Origin of the sequence: Paenibacillus sp. 4624 (assembly GCF_050435065.1) — a bacterium.
Classification (GTDB): domain Bacteria; phylum Bacillota; class Bacilli; order Paenibacillales; family Paenibacillaceae; genus Paenibacillus; species Paenibacillus amylolyticus_D.
This window is the reverse complement of record NZ_JBNDJR010000003.1, coordinates 156,493-172,747: the sequence shown is the minus strand read 5'-3', so window position 1 is coordinate 172,747 and position 16,255 is coordinate 156,493. Positions and strand designations below refer to the sequence as shown.

15 protein-coding genes are annotated in these 16,255 nt (G+C 46.8%); 4 read left to right on the top strand and 11 right to left on the bottom strand.

The genetic code is table 11. The features are described from left to right. Positions 1 to 7: 7 nt before the first annotated feature. From ABIE27_RS08505 to ABIE27_RS08490, 4 genes are read right to left on the bottom strand one after another with little or no spacing between them, the layout of a single operon-like run. A complete protein-coding gene (locus ABIE27_RS08505; protein ID WP_429350318.1) occupies positions 8 to 757 on the bottom strand; it encodes an SMI1/KNR4 family protein in 750 nt (249 codons plus the stop codon). 42 nt (positions 758 to 799) lie between these two features. Further along, positions 800 to 1,357, bottom strand: coding sequence for a hypothetical protein (locus ABIE27_RS08500; RefSeq protein ID WP_429350317.1), 558 nt, complete (start codon positions 1,355 to 1,357; stop codon positions 800 to 802). Then, positions 1,357 to 2,007: a hypothetical protein gene (locus ABIE27_RS08495; protein WP_123066127.1), complete on the bottom strand. Its 651-nt coding sequence runs from the start codon at positions 2,005 to 2,007 to the stop codon at positions 1,357 to 1,359. Before ABIE27_RS08495 ends, ABIE27_RS08500 begins: the two co-directional genes overlap by 1 nt. Before the next feature lie 35 nt (positions 2,008 to 2,042). Continuing rightward, entirely contained in the window at positions 2,043 to 2,657 is a 615-nt protein-coding gene (locus ABIE27_RS08490; protein ID WP_123066126.1) for a hypothetical protein, read from the bottom strand. Between the two features lie 264 nt (positions 2,658 to 2,921). Between ABIE27_RS08490 and ABIE27_RS08485 the strand changes: the two genes are divergently transcribed. The 3 genes from ABIE27_RS08485 to ABIE27_RS08475 all read left to right on the top strand — a co-directional run bounded on the left by ABIE27_RS08485 (position 2,922) and on the right by ABIE27_RS08475 (position 5,264). Continuing rightward, positions 2,922 to 3,932, top strand: a complete 1,011-nt coding sequence (locus tag ABIE27_RS08485) for a multicopper oxidase domain-containing protein (RefSeq protein WP_429350316.1) — start codon at positions 2,922 to 2,924, stop codon at positions 3,930 to 3,932. 99 nt (positions 3,933 to 4,031) lie between these two features. Then, on the top strand, positions 4,032 to 4,715 hold the full coding sequence (locus tag ABIE27_RS08480; RefSeq protein WP_123066123.1) for a Crp/Fnr family transcriptional regulator: 684 nt from the start codon (positions 4,032 to 4,034) through the stop codon (positions 4,713 to 4,715). A 123-nt stretch (positions 4,716 to 4,838) separates the two neighbouring features. Further along, positions 4,839 to 5,264 (top strand): YlbF family regulator, encoded by a 426-nt coding sequence (locus ABIE27_RS08475; RefSeq protein ID WP_123066122.1) that lies wholly within the window; start codon positions 4,839 to 4,841, stop codon positions 5,262 to 5,264. A 186-nt stretch (positions 5,265 to 5,450) separates the two neighbouring features. Here ABIE27_RS08475 and ABIE27_RS08470 read toward each other — a convergent pair whose 3' ends face one another. Beyond that, positions 5,451 to 6,176 carry a ZIP family metal transporter gene (locus ABIE27_RS08470; RefSeq protein WP_429350315.1) on the bottom strand — a complete coding sequence of 242 codons (726 nt, stop codon included), beginning with the start codon at positions 6,174 to 6,176 and terminating at the stop codon, positions 5,451 to 5,453. Positions 6,177 to 6,397: 221 nt separating this feature from the next. Further along, entirely contained in the window at positions 6,398 to 7,147 is a 750-nt protein-coding gene (locus tag ABIE27_RS08465; protein ID WP_275670047.1) for a YwiC-like family protein, read from the bottom strand. Between the two features lie 56 nt (positions 7,148 to 7,203). On the opposite strand from ABIE27_RS08465, the gene ABIE27_RS08460 reads away from it, so the two are divergent. Further along, positions 7,204 to 7,905: a Crp/Fnr family transcriptional regulator gene (locus ABIE27_RS08460; RefSeq protein WP_123066120.1), complete on the top strand. Its 702-nt coding sequence runs from the start codon at positions 7,204 to 7,206 to the stop codon at positions 7,903 to 7,905. Between the two features lie 169 nt (positions 7,906 to 8,074). Here the strand turns inward: ABIE27_RS08460 and ABIE27_RS08455 are convergent, their stop codons facing one another. From ABIE27_RS08455 to ABIE27_RS08435, 5 genes are read right to left on the bottom strand one after another with little or no spacing between them, the layout of a single operon-like run. Next, a complete protein-coding gene (locus ABIE27_RS08455) occupies positions 8,075 to 9,586 on the bottom strand; it encodes a nitrate/nitrite transporter (protein ID WP_123066119.1) in 1,512 nt (503 codons plus the stop codon). Continuing rightward, positions 9,587 to 10,300 carry a respiratory nitrate reductase subunit gamma gene (gene narI / locus ABIE27_RS08450; RefSeq protein ID WP_123066143.1) on the bottom strand — a complete coding sequence of 238 codons (714 nt, stop codon included), beginning with the start codon at positions 10,298 to 10,300 and terminating at the stop codon, positions 9,587 to 9,589. It lies immediately after the preceding gene. A 14-nt stretch (positions 10,301 to 10,314) separates the two neighbouring features. Then, the gene (gene narJ, locus ABIE27_RS08445) at positions 10,315 to 10,971 is read right to left on the bottom strand and encodes a nitrate reductase molybdenum cofactor assembly chaperone (RefSeq protein ID WP_123066118.1); all 657 of its coding nucleotides are present in this window, start codon (positions 10,969 to 10,971) and stop codon (positions 10,315 to 10,317) included. Between the two features lie 17 nt (positions 10,972 to 10,988). Then, entirely contained in the window at positions 10,989 to 12,461 is a 1,473-nt protein-coding gene (gene narH, locus ABIE27_RS08440; protein ID WP_123066117.1) for a nitrate reductase subunit beta, read from the bottom strand. Next, positions 12,451 to 16,167: a nitrate reductase subunit alpha gene (locus ABIE27_RS08435; protein ID WP_123066116.1), complete on the bottom strand. Its 3,717-nt coding sequence runs from the start codon at positions 16,165 to 16,167 to the stop codon at positions 12,451 to 12,453. Before ABIE27_RS08435 ends, narH begins: the two co-directional genes overlap by 11 nt. Positions 16,168 to 16,255 lie beyond the last annotated feature (88 nt).

Below are 16,255 nucleotides of genomic sequence, written 5' to 3'. Positions count from 1 at the left end.
CTGTTCTCTACTTCAATGCAGTGCAATGATGTGCCTGCAAAAGCTGTTGTATCGTCTGCACCTGCTTCTGCGCTTCTTGCGCCTCAGTAGGATGATTATTTACTTCATAAAATAAAACAATTTCGCGTTCACTCGCCATATTAAAACGAACATACCCGCCAATCATAGCGCTGAACAGCTTGCACGTGTATTCATTATCAATGACCAGATCCCATGAAAAGTGCGACTGGCACAGATTTGCCAGTTCTTTCATCGATATTCCGTCCTCTTTACCTGTAAAATGATAAAAAATATGTTGCCGCTCCTCGTTCCATGGTTCGAAATACGCAGGTCTGAACGACTCGTCCCTATGGTAATATCCACAGTAGATATGGTCAAGAATATCAGCGAATGACACCTCGTTCGACGGCCACACCGTAATCTGATCATCATGCCGCGGGAGCCAGATCAGACCTTCCACATCTGCATGAACAACCAGGAAATCGCCATCTACTGAACTTCCAATGCTAATGCACTCTTCCAATTGGCGCTGGCTGATGACCGTTTCGTCCGTATGCTCCCAGAGATCATATTCTGCAAATGATTTTAAAACCTCAGGATCGGGACGCTGAATGTTCATCCAGCCTGAATACGTTCCTTCCCCGTATTGCTGCATCCAGCGTTGGTAAGCCGAAGGCAGGCGAACGGATTGCGCTTGTTGTACCCGCTCTAGTTCCTGATGAGAGACAGGCTTTAACATACGAGACACGATATACATTCAGCATCAGCTCCTAACTATAAGATCGATCGACAAAACACATTAGGCCAACTCTTCCTGTACGATTTCAGTTTCTACGCCTTTGCGATTACGAATACGGATGGCAAAAGCATCATAACCATTACGCTTCACCTCATTGAAATGCACACGTTCACCTGTTATCAGCTCATACGTCCCATCCGGCTCAACATCCTCGCCAAACTCTTCATCCCATGGCACGTTGTAATATGCCGTCAGAAACACTTCAAATGTATCCTCACCCTCAACGTCGAGATAAGGACGAAGCGGCCTGTTGTTCACTTCTTCCTCGGGATACGTCTCACACAACATCGCATCGTAACCATGCTTCGCCGCATCAATGAGCAGATAACGTTCCCCAGTAACCGAGTGTTCTGCATAAACCAACAACGGTGTCGTATCATGCCACATAATCAGATCATCTTCATCCAGGTCACCATAATAAAAAATATGAAACTGATCATGCCCATCGCCGGTTTGCAGTTTTCTTTGCCATTCCACTTCATGTGTTTTTTCTGCCGTCACACTCTTTGTCAGCCCTTGCAGATATACAGGTCCATGCTCTACACCATACAAATTCATCATTTTACCTCCGCTTTGTTCATTCGAATTGTGACAACCTTATGTTCATCATCCACCGTCAGTTTTACATCGATGCCCAGCTTTTCACGAAACAACGCCGTAATATTCAGGTAGGGATCACGAGCTGCTTCCGTGCCGTGATTACTAGACCGACTCATGCCTTGATGAATGATAGACTTCACCAGCTTATCGTCCCCTTTACCCGTTTGTTCATAGGTATAGATCACCTTTCCCTCACGGTCCAGCAGCGTGATTACCGTAACAAAGTCATTGGCATTGGTGTATTTGTTTTCACTACGCACATACATATGATCCGTCTGCGAGTAATCAATTTGACCTGCTAAATACGGGTTGTTTCCCCCCTTTCGAACCTCGAACTCCTTATAAGCCAATTGAAACAAATACTGCAGACCGCTCGTGTCAATACGGTAGTACAGTTGACGATCGTCTCCTCGTTTGTCCATTGCCGTAAAGCCGTTGATGAGCGGCCATGTCTGATAAGATTTACCTTCGACATCCACAGCAATGGCGTAGCCCGATAACACCTTTTCTTTTTGAAATACACCATATGTCTGCATAATAAAATAAGCAGGTATGCATAACATCGCAATCACAAACAATGTAACACCAATTGTAATTCGTTTATTCATCTCTTTTTCCCCTGTTCATGTTGATCATGATGGATCTATTTTGTGTTAGACTGCATTTGCATTTTAGTCAAGATACGAGTCACAGCCTGCCTGTTCTTGGCCTCTTTAATATAAGCAGGTATGCTGTGGGAGGCCGTCTTAATCATCACCCCGCCATACTTCACCCGGAGATCAGCAGAGATATAAGCAATCAAATAACTCAGATGTTCACGATTTACAGCCCAGATCTGCTTGCCACGGATGTAGTCTAGAAAATATAGTTCCAGATCAAAGATGGGGTCTCTGCCATTTCGAATTTCCTGATAATACCCTCGGCTGATCGCTCGTTTATGCATTTTAGCTTGATTGTTAGCCCCGCAGTGCGGACATATGATATGTACTAACGAATGAGGCGTCACCTTCTCATCCTTCACCACCACACTATACCAGCGCTCACATACCGAACAATATCCTTTGCCCGTATACTCGTAGTCTTGTTCTTTGACCGCATGAGCGTAACATTCGCTACATTTCCATTGCAATTCTCGATTACGACATTCGATATAAGCGTGCCCGCCGCATTCTGGACATTTGACATCCACTCGCTCTCCCCGGTTAAGCACGGCGTAATAGCTATATTTAAATGCTGGTTCGTCTTCGAAACGTTTCACATTCAACCTCTCCTTTCATTGAACCTTACGCTGAATCCGTCGTTCATCCCACATTGTTCCAAATGAGCCGTTCATAAAATTATATGAAACTCTTTACCCAAGCACAACAAATGCAGGCGCGCTGTCTCAAAATAACGTCCTTAGTCCTACACAAATGTGTGCTTCATCACACCGATAATCCCATTGATATCGTAATCTGGACTTAGGAGATTCCTGAAATATTAATTTCACAAGTACGTTTTTGTGAAAATCATCACTTGTTAGTTGAAAGGTTGTGATTCTATTCTCTCGTTTCCCAACATCTATAAATATACGCTCATTCTGACCATCTTTACCGCGGCTCTCTCTCATTGCAGCTCTACAAGTCCAGTTCAGCAGAGCCAAAATGAAGAGGCCTTCTCCAGTACTGCACCCAGCCAACCGCCCGTTGATCCAATTATTCGTAGAGATGGCCAAAGCGTATATATCGAAATGACCTCTCAAGTGACCGATATTGAAATTGCAAAAGGTGTCATTTATAACGCCTGGACGTTTAATGGAACTTCACCTGGCCCAGTCCTTCGGGTCAAAGAAGGCGATACGATCGTTTTTACGTTGAAAAATAAAGATACACGCATGAATCACTCCATGGACATGCATGCCGTTCATGCTTCTCCGAGCAATAAATTCATTGATGTGATGCCGGGGGAAGAAGGTACTTTCACTTATCCGGCCTCCAATCCTGGCGTATTTATGTATCATTGCGGCAGCAAACCGACCCTCGCCCACATTGCCAACGGCATGTACGGCATGATCATTGTGGAACCCAAGGCAGGATACCCTTCGGATCATCTCGTTGATCGTTCGTATACCCTTGTGCAAAGCGAATGGTACAAAGAGCATGATTACAATTCATTTGTCAACGGGGAACCTGAGTATGTTGTTTTTAATGGCAATACCTATACTTTGAAAGAACATCCGCTGCTGGCCAAAGTAGGAGATACCGTTCGTATTTATGTCAGTAACGCTGGTCCAAATGAAGTATCTTCCTTCCATGTTGTAGGTACAATTATGGATCGGGTATACAAGGACGGGAATCCAAAAAACATCGAGTACGGGATCCAGACCGTTATGCTACCTGCCAGCGGAGGCGCAGTCGTTGAGTTTACGGTCACCGAGGAAGGTGACTATCCCATCGTAACCCACCAATTCAAACATGTAGACAAAGGTGCTTCTGCCGTGCTCCGTGTCACGAAAGATGGTAAAAATCACGGTGGTGAGACGATGGCGCATTAATGGGGAAATCTCGTCATTTAGGAGCAAGGTGATAAATACAGCCTGAAAACTCACAACGTACAAATATTCATTTTGGGAACATAGAGAGGTGATTATGAGATGATCTGTGACCATGAGAAAAATGATGCCTGTTTCTCCAAAGTTTCGCTTTTTCAACATCTTGATCTTGCGGAAGCTACATTACTGACCTCTCTTCTTCATACTCGCAAATATCATAAAGGAGAACATGTCGTTCAAGAAGGCGAACGTTCAGATACTCTTTTTGTGATCCATCAAGGCAGTGTAAAGCTATCCAAATATAATGAAAATGGCAAAGAGCATATTATCCGCTTTCTGTTCTCTGGCGATTTTTTCGGACAGAATGCATTACTACATCAGACACCGCATCAATCCAATGCGGAGGTTCTGGAGACCTCGTCCATATGCTCCATCCGCAAGCAGGACTTTAATCAATTACTTGAGCATGATCCCAAGCTGGCTTATCATTTCTTGCTTGCCATCACCCGTCTGCTCAATGAGACCGACGAGTGGAACAGCTCCCTCAGCGCTATGACGACGGAGAAAAAAATTGCGAAGCTTCTTCTTGATTTCCATACCCGGAATCGTGCAGGCCATGAGATTCGATTGCCTGCTTTCAAAAAGGATATAGCCTTGCTCTTAGGAATTACCCCGGAGACGTTAAGCCGGAAATTAAACATGATGCAACACCAAAGCTTGCTCCAAGTAAACGGGAACGAGATTCGTATTCTTCAACTGCAAGAATTGAAAGATATGATCTCATAATCGACTAATTGTCTCGTTTAATATGTAAACTATTTAACCAGGGTTGTGAGTATCGTCACAGTGAACGTCTGATATACAGTATAAAGTGAATAACAAGAAAAGAATTTTCAGGAGGCTACCCTTATGACGACTACTGTTGTGAAGATGGACAAACAAATCATTATGCATAAAATGCAGGAGCTGTGCTCCTTACTATTACAGGATGAAGGCTACAAAGAGATGCGTGAGATGATTGATCAGTTTGCCGCAGACGAGCAAGCGACTGAACAATATGAACGCTTTATGGAGAAACATCAGGCTCTTGAAGAAAAAGAGCGTCAAAATATTGATTTGCTCGAATCCGAGATCAAAATCTATGAAGAGGAAGAACGTGCGCTCTACGATCATCCGCTCATTCGCAGATTCATCTATGCGCAACGTGAATTCAGCCAATTGCATCAGCAGATCAGCAACTATTTTACTAAATCCGTTGAATTAAATCGTCTGCCAGAATCCAAAGAACTAGGTAAAGAAGCTTGTGGATGCGGTGGAAACTGCTCGGGTCATTAATTTCAATAAGTTAAAATTTCATCTATCTGTAAGAAAAGAGTATCCAACTCAGAATCGAACTGAGGGATACTCTTTTGCTTTCCTTACGAAGTTGGAGCTGTCGACACTGATAGATTTAGAGTTCGGTTTGATGCAATAAGCATTTTATTATGAAGTTTCACATCAAGTTTCATAGTATACCCAAAACTAAATATCCAGTAGCAAGGACACCAGTAGACCCATCGATGCGATTAACCCTACCACCGGGCCCCCTTCTTCGAAAGCCTCAGGCATCATCGTCGAACAAAGCATGGCGATAATGCCTCCTCCGGCAAAAGCACCAATCGCTGCTCCCATCTCCTTTGGAAGTTGCTCCAGAAACAGATATCCGCCTAAAGCGGCAAGTGCGGAAATAAGTAATACACCAAGCCACAGTAATAGAATTTTACCTTTGCTATATTTACTATTCTTCAGTCCCACTGTACTCGATAAACCTTCAGGAATATTACTGACAAAGATCGATACCACCAGCACCACACTGATACCTTTACCTGCCAGCAAACTGGCACCCAGCATGATAGATTCGGGAATAGCATCCATCACTGTACCTGCGAATATACCGAGTCCACTCTGCTGACTTGAATCCTTCTTGCTGGAACGTTTCCGATCCGAACCACCTCTGGCCGAGATGAGCCAATCAAAGAGGGTATACACCACAGCTCCTGCGGTAAAACCAATAGCGGTTGGCAGCATGCCTCCATCATTCAATGCATCTCCAAGAAGCTCAAACGTTGCTGCACCAATCAGCGTGCCTGTTCCAAAAGCCATAATCCAACCGATAACCCTTTTCGGGATCTTCATGAATAATGCGGCAAGCGCGCCGATTACAACCGCCGAAGCGGAGATGCCGCCCCACATCAATGCAGTCCACATTCGGGTAGGCCCTCCCTTGTTTCAGATTGTTTTATCTCCCATTAACCCGGAGTGACAGATCAAAAACAATCACTTCATCCAGCGGGCTTCTTTTTCACAAAATAATCGGTTAAACAAGCAACCCCTCTACTTAACAATTCATCATTCCATGTCAATCCGATGACGATGTGACCTATGTCACCTGATATGGACTTAAATCACGTTATGATAACATGATGGATTTATAGCAGGATGAACCAGAGCAGGAACTGCACCGCTCCAATGATTTCTATAATGCCCACCTTCATAGGGCGGAAAGTTTGACCTGCATATCGAAACGCTCTCGCAGCAGAGTAAACGAAGGCCAGCCCCATCCATGGATACCCGACAACAGCCGGAATGAACAGCAGTATAACATGCACAAGACGTGACAACCTGATCCAGCGCGGATTGTTGCGTTCCCGAAAGACCGATTTCACAAAGAACGTACTTCCTGTAAAATGTAAAAAGGAAAATAACACAACGATCAACATGCCGTAATCCCATTCACCACTGCCAATTAAATAAGCTGCTGCTCCGCCAAGGGAGAAAACCAGCATCGCACAAAGGTCATTGGTCAGTGATCTTTCTGCCTTATGTCTCACATGCCAGATGTTAACTAAGAGCAGTCCTACGAGCATGGGGCCGAACCATAACAACGAGGATTGACCAACGACGGCCGGGATGAGACAGGCCAAAGCTACCGTGCCGTATATGGCGGCCCATGTGTATAAGCGTTGCCGATTCGCGTTACGTTTGAGCGATTGCAGCAAAGGATATGCGGTCAGATAAAGGCCAAGCCAGGCTATGAAGAGAGGCACATGAAGCCATTGTGGGCTGCTTGCCGCCACACCGACGAGAAAAGGCACACTGACCATCGCCCACCCACCGTGTTCATGAGGGATAACGATTGGTTTTAAGTTCGAACTTGCATTGCTTTTCAATTCAATCACAACCTCCGATCCGATTGATCATTATAAAAATAAGCATATAGAGAGGATGAGCACGTATGACGCGGGTAAATAAAGAAAACGCAGCAGAATTTCTGCAGCAATTCCCTATTTTTCAGGATCTTAGCCCCGAAGAGTTGAAACAGGTTGAAGAAATCGCCATATCCCGAAGCATCAGTAAAAAAACAGTGATTTTTAGTGAAGGCAGTGAAAAAGAAGCAGTGTTTTTCATCCGTACCGGCATTGTCAAAGCGTACAAAACGGACGAGAACGGGCATGAACAGATTGTCTCCTTTCTTAAAACAGGAGATATGTTCCCACACACCGGATTTTTCAATGCGCATCCCTATCCTGCTACCGCTGTTGCTATTACGCCAACAAGCCTGCTGGCGATTCCTGTCCGGCATTTTGAGCGACTTATGCTCAGCACGCCTTCGATAGCGATTAAAATCATGCGTGTGCTCGGCGACAAAATACGCGAATTACAAGACAAACTACAAGTGCTATCCGGTCAGGATGTGCGTAATCGTGTGCTCTCCTTTCTTCTCATGCTGGCAGAACAGCATGGTCAGCAACACGCAGATAAGATCATCATCAATCTGCCCATGACCCACCAGGAGTTTGCCAATTCCATTGGAACGACTCGGGAAACGGCCAATCGATTGCTGAACCAGCTCTCCAAAGATGAGTTGCTTGAGGTTGATCGCAGTCGCATCATCATTCATAACCTGCAAGCTTTAAAGGAACAACGAGACGCCTGAGCATAACGGCTGGCTTCTTCTTGCACCTTCCTCTTCTTGCCTCTTCTTCATCTGTAGAATGTAAAGACTACCACTTGTGAAAAAGAGACCTTAACCACTGTAAATCAAGTTAAGGTCTCTTGCTGTATGTTGGATCACTTTTTCAAAACTCTTCCGTTCAAAGCACTATTCAGGCAATCGTTAGATCGGGTTTACTCATATCACTGAACATACCCGCGTAATATTTGACTTCTCCAGCTTCATTACGAATCGCTGTAATACTAAGCCATTCCTGATAAACCTCACCGTTTTTCTTCCGGTTCCAGATCTCTCCCTGCCAGTATCCTTTGTCACGCAATTCTTGCCACAACTGGTCATAGAACTTTTTATCCTGCTTGCCTGATTTCAGCATACTCGGCTTCTGACCTACCGCTTCTTCAGCCGTGTATCCTGTAACGGCCGTGAAGGCTGGATTCACAGAACGAATAACACTGTTCGTATCCGTCACCAGAATCGCTTCAATCGTATTCTCCAAAATACTGGCAGACAGTTGAAGTTTCTCCTGATAGAACATCCAGATGACAAGTACGAGACTTACAAGTGCAATCTGGGATAATGCCATGAATCCAATCGCATAATGTCCTGTCATACTGTACAACAACGTCAGCATCAATGGAGGGAAGAAACCACCCAAACCACCCATAGCCGAGATCATACCATTAGCGATACCTGCTTGTTTGACGAAATACATAGGCACCAATTTGAAAATTGTACCATTACCCGTCCCTGCGCAAAGCGCAACCGTCAGACAGCCTACCGTATAGATATAGAAGGATGGCGCGAAGGACAACACAATCGCGGCTACCGTCAATCCGCCAAATACAAACATTAATATTTTGAACGGATTAAATTTATCACCCAACCATCCGCCAACCGGACGCATAATTGTTGCGACCAGGATGAATCCTGCGGTGCGAAGCCCGGCATCAACCTTATCCATCTGGAAATTGGTTACCAGGAAATTCGGCAAGTAGACGGTGAACGCCACGAATGAACCAAACGTTAGGAAATAAAAAAGACACAAGAGCCACAGCTTATTATTACGTGATACGTCTTTTAGCTGCTGCATCAGAGGAAGCGTGACACGTGTTTCTTTTTTGTCTCCCAACACAAAGTTGAGTGCCGCCATACCAATTAAAAGAATACTGTAAAATAATACGGTTTTGGACCAACCCACCTGAGCAGCAATCAAAGGGGCTCCGAATGCCGACAGCGCCGTGCCCAGATTACCAATACCATAGATCCCGTTCACAAAACCGTGACGCTCTTTGGGATAATACTTCGGCAATGAGGTTACTCCGACAGAGAACACAGCTCCACCGATCCCGAGGAAAAATCCCCCAATAACCAGATCACTGAAAGATGTTGCACGGCTGACCCACCATACAGGAGCAAGTAACAATACAAAGCTGATCATAAAAATGTTACGTGCCCCGTATCGGTTCGTCCAATACCCAATCGGAATGCGGGCAACCGAACCGATCAATACGGGAATGGCCGTCGCCCAGGCCAACTGAGACGATGTAAGTGCGATGTCTTCCTTAATGAAAGGCATGAGTGATGACAGAATCACCCATACCATGAAACCTAGAATCAAACTTGCGGTTTGCAAGGGCAGCTGAACTTTACCTTTTTGTTGCATTTACATCGCCCTTTCCTTTTGTTGTTCTTGATTCTGATTCGGATATATAGCTCCATCTCTTCTTCTATAGAGCACATAGCTGCGTCTGAGATATCCGAGCGGCATGCTTAACATGTGAACGAGACGTGTGAATGGGAACACACAGTACAGCACAAATGTAAGCAAGATATGAACTTTGAAGTTCATTGGCACAGTTTGCATCAGTGCGGGATCAGGTTGGAAGACAAGAAGTCCGCGCAGCCATGGATTAATCGTTGTACGATAATCAAATCCACTGTGGTTTACCGCATTAGCGGATGTTGCCAGAATGCCAGTCACAATAACAATGATTAACATAGCAAGGGCTAGCCAATCCCCTACACTGCTTGTTGCGCGCACTCTACGAGCCGTATAGCGGCGTACTAACAGAATAACTAAACCGGCAAATGCAATAATGCCTGCGGGTAGTCCGCCGAATACAGCTCCCATATGATAGGCTTCGTCACTCAGACCGATCCAGTGATAAAATTCGATCGGTACAAGCAATCCGGCAATATGGCCGCAGATGACGGCGAAAATGCCAATGTGGAAGAGCAAACTTCCCCATCGCAGCAACCGTTTCTCCAACATCTCACTTGATTTGGATGTCCAGCTAAACGGGTTGGTTACATATCTCCAGATGGTCGCCGTGATGCAAAACACAATGACCATGTACGGGAGAGCACCCCATAACATTAATTCCAGTGTACTCACCGACTGCCCCTCCTCATCAGCTCAACGATCTCGTTCAGACCGCCGAGAGGTTGTTTCTGTTCTTCTTGGGTTGGCTCAGGTACGTCCGAAACAGACGGCTCGGGCATCACCTGTAACATCAGCGTAAGGAGCGGCCCGTATGGACTGTTTTGTTCTGCAATGCTTTCAGTCATTGACACCAGCGCTTTATGGCAACTACCCAGAACTCCGATAGCATCTTGCTCCGGAGCCTCGGCAATGAATTCAAGCACCATAGGCAAATAATCCGGGAGCTCGGTGGACTCCATATAGAAACCAGCCGCTTCATATCTGCGCTTCAAATCAATCAGCGCAGGTCCGCGATCCCGTTCATCCCCATGCAAAGCATAGGTGAGATAGAGATTCGATTTTTTATCAAAGTCAAACGAACGAACATATGCATCCTGCCACCCAATGGCATCTAGAGCCTGTGCATTGCTGATAAAGGTTAACACGGTCTGCTTCAATTCTTCATCAGCGATCGAAAGAACGGCCTCCTGTACACCTTGTAATCCCTCTCTCCACTCGGTATCCGGATATTGCAGCAGATAGGAGATCAGTTTGCAGACCATTCGTCTTGTTTCCGTGTCATACTCCGGCTTCACGATTGGTTCTGGATCGATATCAATTGTCATCGTTGTTGTCTCCTCTCCTATGAGAATACGCCGCAAGAACCCGGGCCGCCGGCAAAGTCTAGACCGCAGCTGCCTTGTTCACTGAAGAGATCCGCTACTTCCTCACGGTGAGCTGGCGGGATTACAAAGCGATCATCATATTTCGCGATAGCGAGCAGACGATACATATCTTCAACTTCCTGCGCACTCATGCCTACCCTATCCAGCAAGTCGGATTCACTCGTTTTGCCGGTTTGCTGGTTACGCATATGAATCCGCATGACAGCCATTTTGCGTAGCACTTCACGAATACGCCCTGTATCTCCGGCCGTAAGCAGGTTCGCCAGGTATTCAACCGGAATACGCATGTTATCAATGGCCGGGAAAATATCGTTTGCTTCGAGCGAACTTCCTTGGCCTTCTACCCGGTTCGTGATCGGGCTCAGCGGCGGAATGTACCATACCATTGGCATCGTGCGGTATTCAGGGTGCAGTGGAAGTGCGATCTTCCAGTCAATCACCATTTTGTAGATCGGGGACTGCTGCGCTGCTATAATCCAGTCCTCTGGAATGCCTGCTGCCCGTGCTTCACGGATGACTTCAGGATCATTCGGATCAAGGAAAACATCCATTTGTGACTCATACAGATCCTTTTCATTCTCAACCGATGCTGCCGCTTCAATGCGGTCTGCATCATAGAGCATCAGACCGATATAACGGATACGTCCGACACAAGTTTCGGAGCAGATCGTTGGCAGACCCGCTTCAATCCGCGGGAAGCATAGTGTACATTTTTCGGCTTTGTTCGTCTGCCAGTTGAAATATACTTTTTTGTAAGGACAACTGGATACACAGAATCTCCATGCACGACAAGCATTCTGGTCAACCAGTACGATGCCGTCCTCTTCCCGTTTGTACATGGCACCTGATGGACAAGAGGACACGCAAGACGGGTTCAGACAGTGTTCACAGATTCGCGGCAGGTACATCATAAATACCTGTTCAAAATCCATTTTGATCGATTCCTCGACACCTTTCATGTTCGGGTCTTCCATCCCCGTTATATGAGCACCGGCGAGGTCATCTTCCCAGTTTGGACCCCATTCGAGGTTCATGTACTCTCCCGTGATTTGGGATTTCGGTCTGGCGACCGGCTGGTGCTTTTTCTCCGGACTGTTGGTCAGTTTTTCGTAATCATAAGTCCAAGGCTCGTAGTAGTCGTCAATCGTTGGTTGATCCGGGTTGTGGAAAATGTTAAGCAAACGTCTGGCACGTGTACCGGATTTCAGCTCCAGCTTGCCATTTTTCATCTCCCAGCCGCCGCGATAACGCTCCTGATCCTCCCATTGTTTCGGATAACCGACACCTGGTTTCGTTTCTACATTGTTAAAATACATGTACTCTGCACCTGGACGATTCGTCCAGGTGTTTTTGCATGTAACGCTGCATGTATGGCATCCGATACATTTATCCAGGTTCATGACCATACTGACTTGTGCTTTAATCTTCAAGCCAATCCACCTCCTGCAGTTTTCTAATGATGACGTTCAGGTCACGCTGGTTGCCTGTCGGGCCATAATAGTTGAAACCATAACTTAACTGGGCATAACCACCGATCATATGCGTTGGTTTCACGTGAATACGAGTCGGACTGTTATGCGTACCACCGCGTGTCTGTGATATTTTCGTACCCGGAACGTTAATGTGACGGTCCTGAGCGTGATACATAAATGCTACTCCGCGCGGAATACGGTGTGTGACGACTGCTCTTGCCACAACGACCCCGTTACGGTTGAAACATTCGATCCAGTCATTATCCACCAGACCGGCGTCCTCAGCATCTTCATGATTCATCCAGATCGTCGGTCCGCCACGGAACAAGGTCAACATCGGCTGTGCATCATAGTACATACTGTGGATAGACCACTTGTTATGTGGTGTCATGTAGTTTAATACGATTTCTTTTCCGCCCTCGATCGGACGTTTGCTGTTTGGATGGAACGGTGTATGTTTCAGAATCGGTTTGAAGGTCGCCAGCGTCTCACCGAACTCACGCAGCATCGCATGGTCGATATAGAACTGCTGTCTGCCCGTCAATGTACGCCATGGAATCAGCCGTTCTACGTTGGTTGTAAACGGTGAATACCGCCGTCCGCCTTTTTCCGATCCGCTAAATGCTGGTGATGTGATGACCGTTTTCGGTTTCGACGTAATCTCATCGAAGGTGAAACATTCCTCTGAGCGCTCTTCTGCCAGATCCTTCAGATGCAACGCCGTTTTCTTCTCCAGAGACTCCCAAGCACGTACAGCCATCTTGCCGTTTGTTGTGGTGGACAGCGTCAAAATCGCTTCAGCAACATTACGATCTGAGCTCAGATCCGGACATCCTTGTCCAATGCCATCTTTGCGATTCACACCCAAAATGCCTTTCAGCTTCTCGTATTCCTCCGTTGCAGACCAAGAGATACCTTTCGTACCCATCGGTTTATCCTTCACATTTGGCCCAAGGCTGATCATTTTGTTGTAGACCGCAGCATAGTCACGTTCTACGACCTGAATATGCGGCATCGTTTTACCCGGAATGGCCTCACATTCTCCTGCACTCCAGTCTTTAATCTCACCATACGGCTGCGCGAGTTCATCCGGTGAATCATGCAGCAGCGGTGTAGTCAAAATCTCCTTCTGCGGACCATCGAACTGCTGTGCAGCCATATCGGAGAACACACGTGCAATCTCCTTAAACGTATCCCAGTCTGAACGGGATTCCCACTGTGTAGCAACCGCCGGATTGAATGGATGCACAAACGGGTGCATATCCGTACTGCTCAGATCGCTTTTTTCATACCATGTTGCTGCTGGAAGTACAATGTCGGAATACATCGCTGTACCCGCCATGCGGAAGTCCATATTGACCATAAGATCCAGCTTGCCTTCCGGTGCATCATCCACCCACTCCACATGCTCCGGACGAAGTCCGAGATCATCATCATTCAGCAATCCGTTCGTGGCACCGAGCAAATGCTTGAGGAAATATTCATGTCCCTTGCCTGAGCTTGAGATCAGGTTTGCTCTCCAGACAAACAGCACACGCGGGAAGTTCGCCGGGTCATCCGGCTGTTCAATGGAGAATTTCAGATTTTTATTTTGCAGTTCGGATGCCACGTAAGCTCCGATCTCTTCATTCGTTTTTGCTCCCGCATCCAGTGCATCCTGATGCAAATCAATCGAGTTCCGGTTAAATTGCGGATAAGATGGAAGCCAGCCCATGCGTGCAGCCATAACATTATAGTCAGCAACGTGCTCGAATCGCGGATTACCCTCAAGTGCCGAGGTCAGATCCCCGACTTTGGTCTCCTCATATCTCCATTGATCTGTTGCAAAATAGAAGAAGGATGTACCGTTTTGCAGACGGGCAGGTCCGCTCCAGTCACGTGCAAACGCAATCGTCTGCCATCCTTCCGCCGGACGCAATTTCTCCTGACCGACATAGTGAGCCCAACCACCACCGTTGACCCCTTGACAGCCTGTCATCAGTAGCAGGTTGATAATAGCGCGATAGATCACGTCAGAGTTGTACCAGTGATTGATTCCGGCACCCATAATAATCATGGAGCGGCCTTGCGTATCGACGGCATTTTGTGCAAACTCACGTGCGATCTGAATGACGGTATCCCGTTCAACCCGGGTAATTTTCTCCTGCCAAGCAGGTGTAAATGGCTTATCCTCTTCCGCTTCCAGAACAACTCCTGCAACGATTTCAGTAGAGTCTGCTGAACGCGTCATTTCACGATCAACCCCGTACTTCGCCAGCACAAGATCGTATACCGATGTAACCGTAATCCAGCGATCTTCAACCCAGATGCGGCGCACCGGGATTTGACGCTCCATTACGTGACTTCCTTCATCATCAAAGTAAGGTAGATGCACGGTTACGAGATCATGATGCACACCGAGCATGGATAGTCTTGGTTCGATCGGCTCGCCCGTATCCACCTGCTCCATTTTGAGATTCCACGTGCCTTCTTCACCCCATCGGAAGCCCATGCTGCCTTTTGGAATCGCATAAGTTCCGGTATTTTCGTCGTATACAAGGGTTTTCCATGCCATATTGTTGCCCTCGATGCCAAGGTCTTCCCCTAGCAAGAAGCGGCCTGCAACATTTACGCCATCCTTCTTTTCGACAATCAACAAATTCGGGAAGTCCGTATATTGTTTTGCATAGGACATGAAGTAATCCGTAGGATGATCCAGATAAAACTCTTTCAGGATGATGTGTCCCATCGCCATGGCAAGAGCGCCATCTGTCCCCTGTTTTACGGACATCCACGTGTCTGCAAACTTCACATATTCAGCGTAATCCGGACTAATGGATACCACTTTTGTCCCCTTATAACGTGCTTCAGCGAGGAAGTGGGCATCCGGTGTACGGGTCATTGGAAGGTTAGAACCCCAGACCAAAATGTATCCTGAGTTGTACCAGTCACTACTTTCCGGCACGTCCGTCTGATCTCCCCAGATTTGCGGGGATGCCGGCGGCAGATCCGCGTACCAGTCATAGAAACTGAGCAGTGGTGAGCCCACCAGAGACAAGAAACGTGATCCGGCGGCATAACTCACCATGGACATCGCTGGAATCGGAGAGAAACCAATGATACGGTCCGGGCCGTAATCTTTGATCGTATGAATCATGGAAGCAGCAATAATCTGTGTTACTTCGCCCCATGACGCACGAACCAGTCCGCCTTTACCGCGTACCGACTTGTATTTTTTCACTTTCACCGGATCATTCGCGATACTTGACCATGCTTTTACAGGATCACTATGCGCCTTCAGAGCCTCACGCCACATTTCCAGAAGTGCACCACGTACGTAAGGATACTTCACACGCAACGGACTGTATAAGTACCATGAGAAGCTTGCTCCACGGGGACATCCCCGCGGTTCGAAATCAGGCATATCCGGTCCGGTGGATGGATAGTCCGTCGCCTGTGTTTCCCATGTCACGATGCCATCTTTCACATAAATCTGCCAGCTGCACGAACCTGTGCAGTTCACGCCGTGTGTAGAACGCACCACTTTATCATGTTGCCATCGGCGACGGTACACGTCTTCCCAGTCCCGGTTTACCGGGGACATCTCACTCCAGCCTTCCGCGTTTTTCTCACGTTTGGCAAAATACTTCAGTTTGCCCATCCAGGGCATGCTTTTGCTGCTCATTGTTGTCCTCCCACAATTGCGACCTGTTGATGCGATTTGGCACTTGAGATTGCGTCCGAGCTCAAACTGCTTTCGATTCTCTCTACTT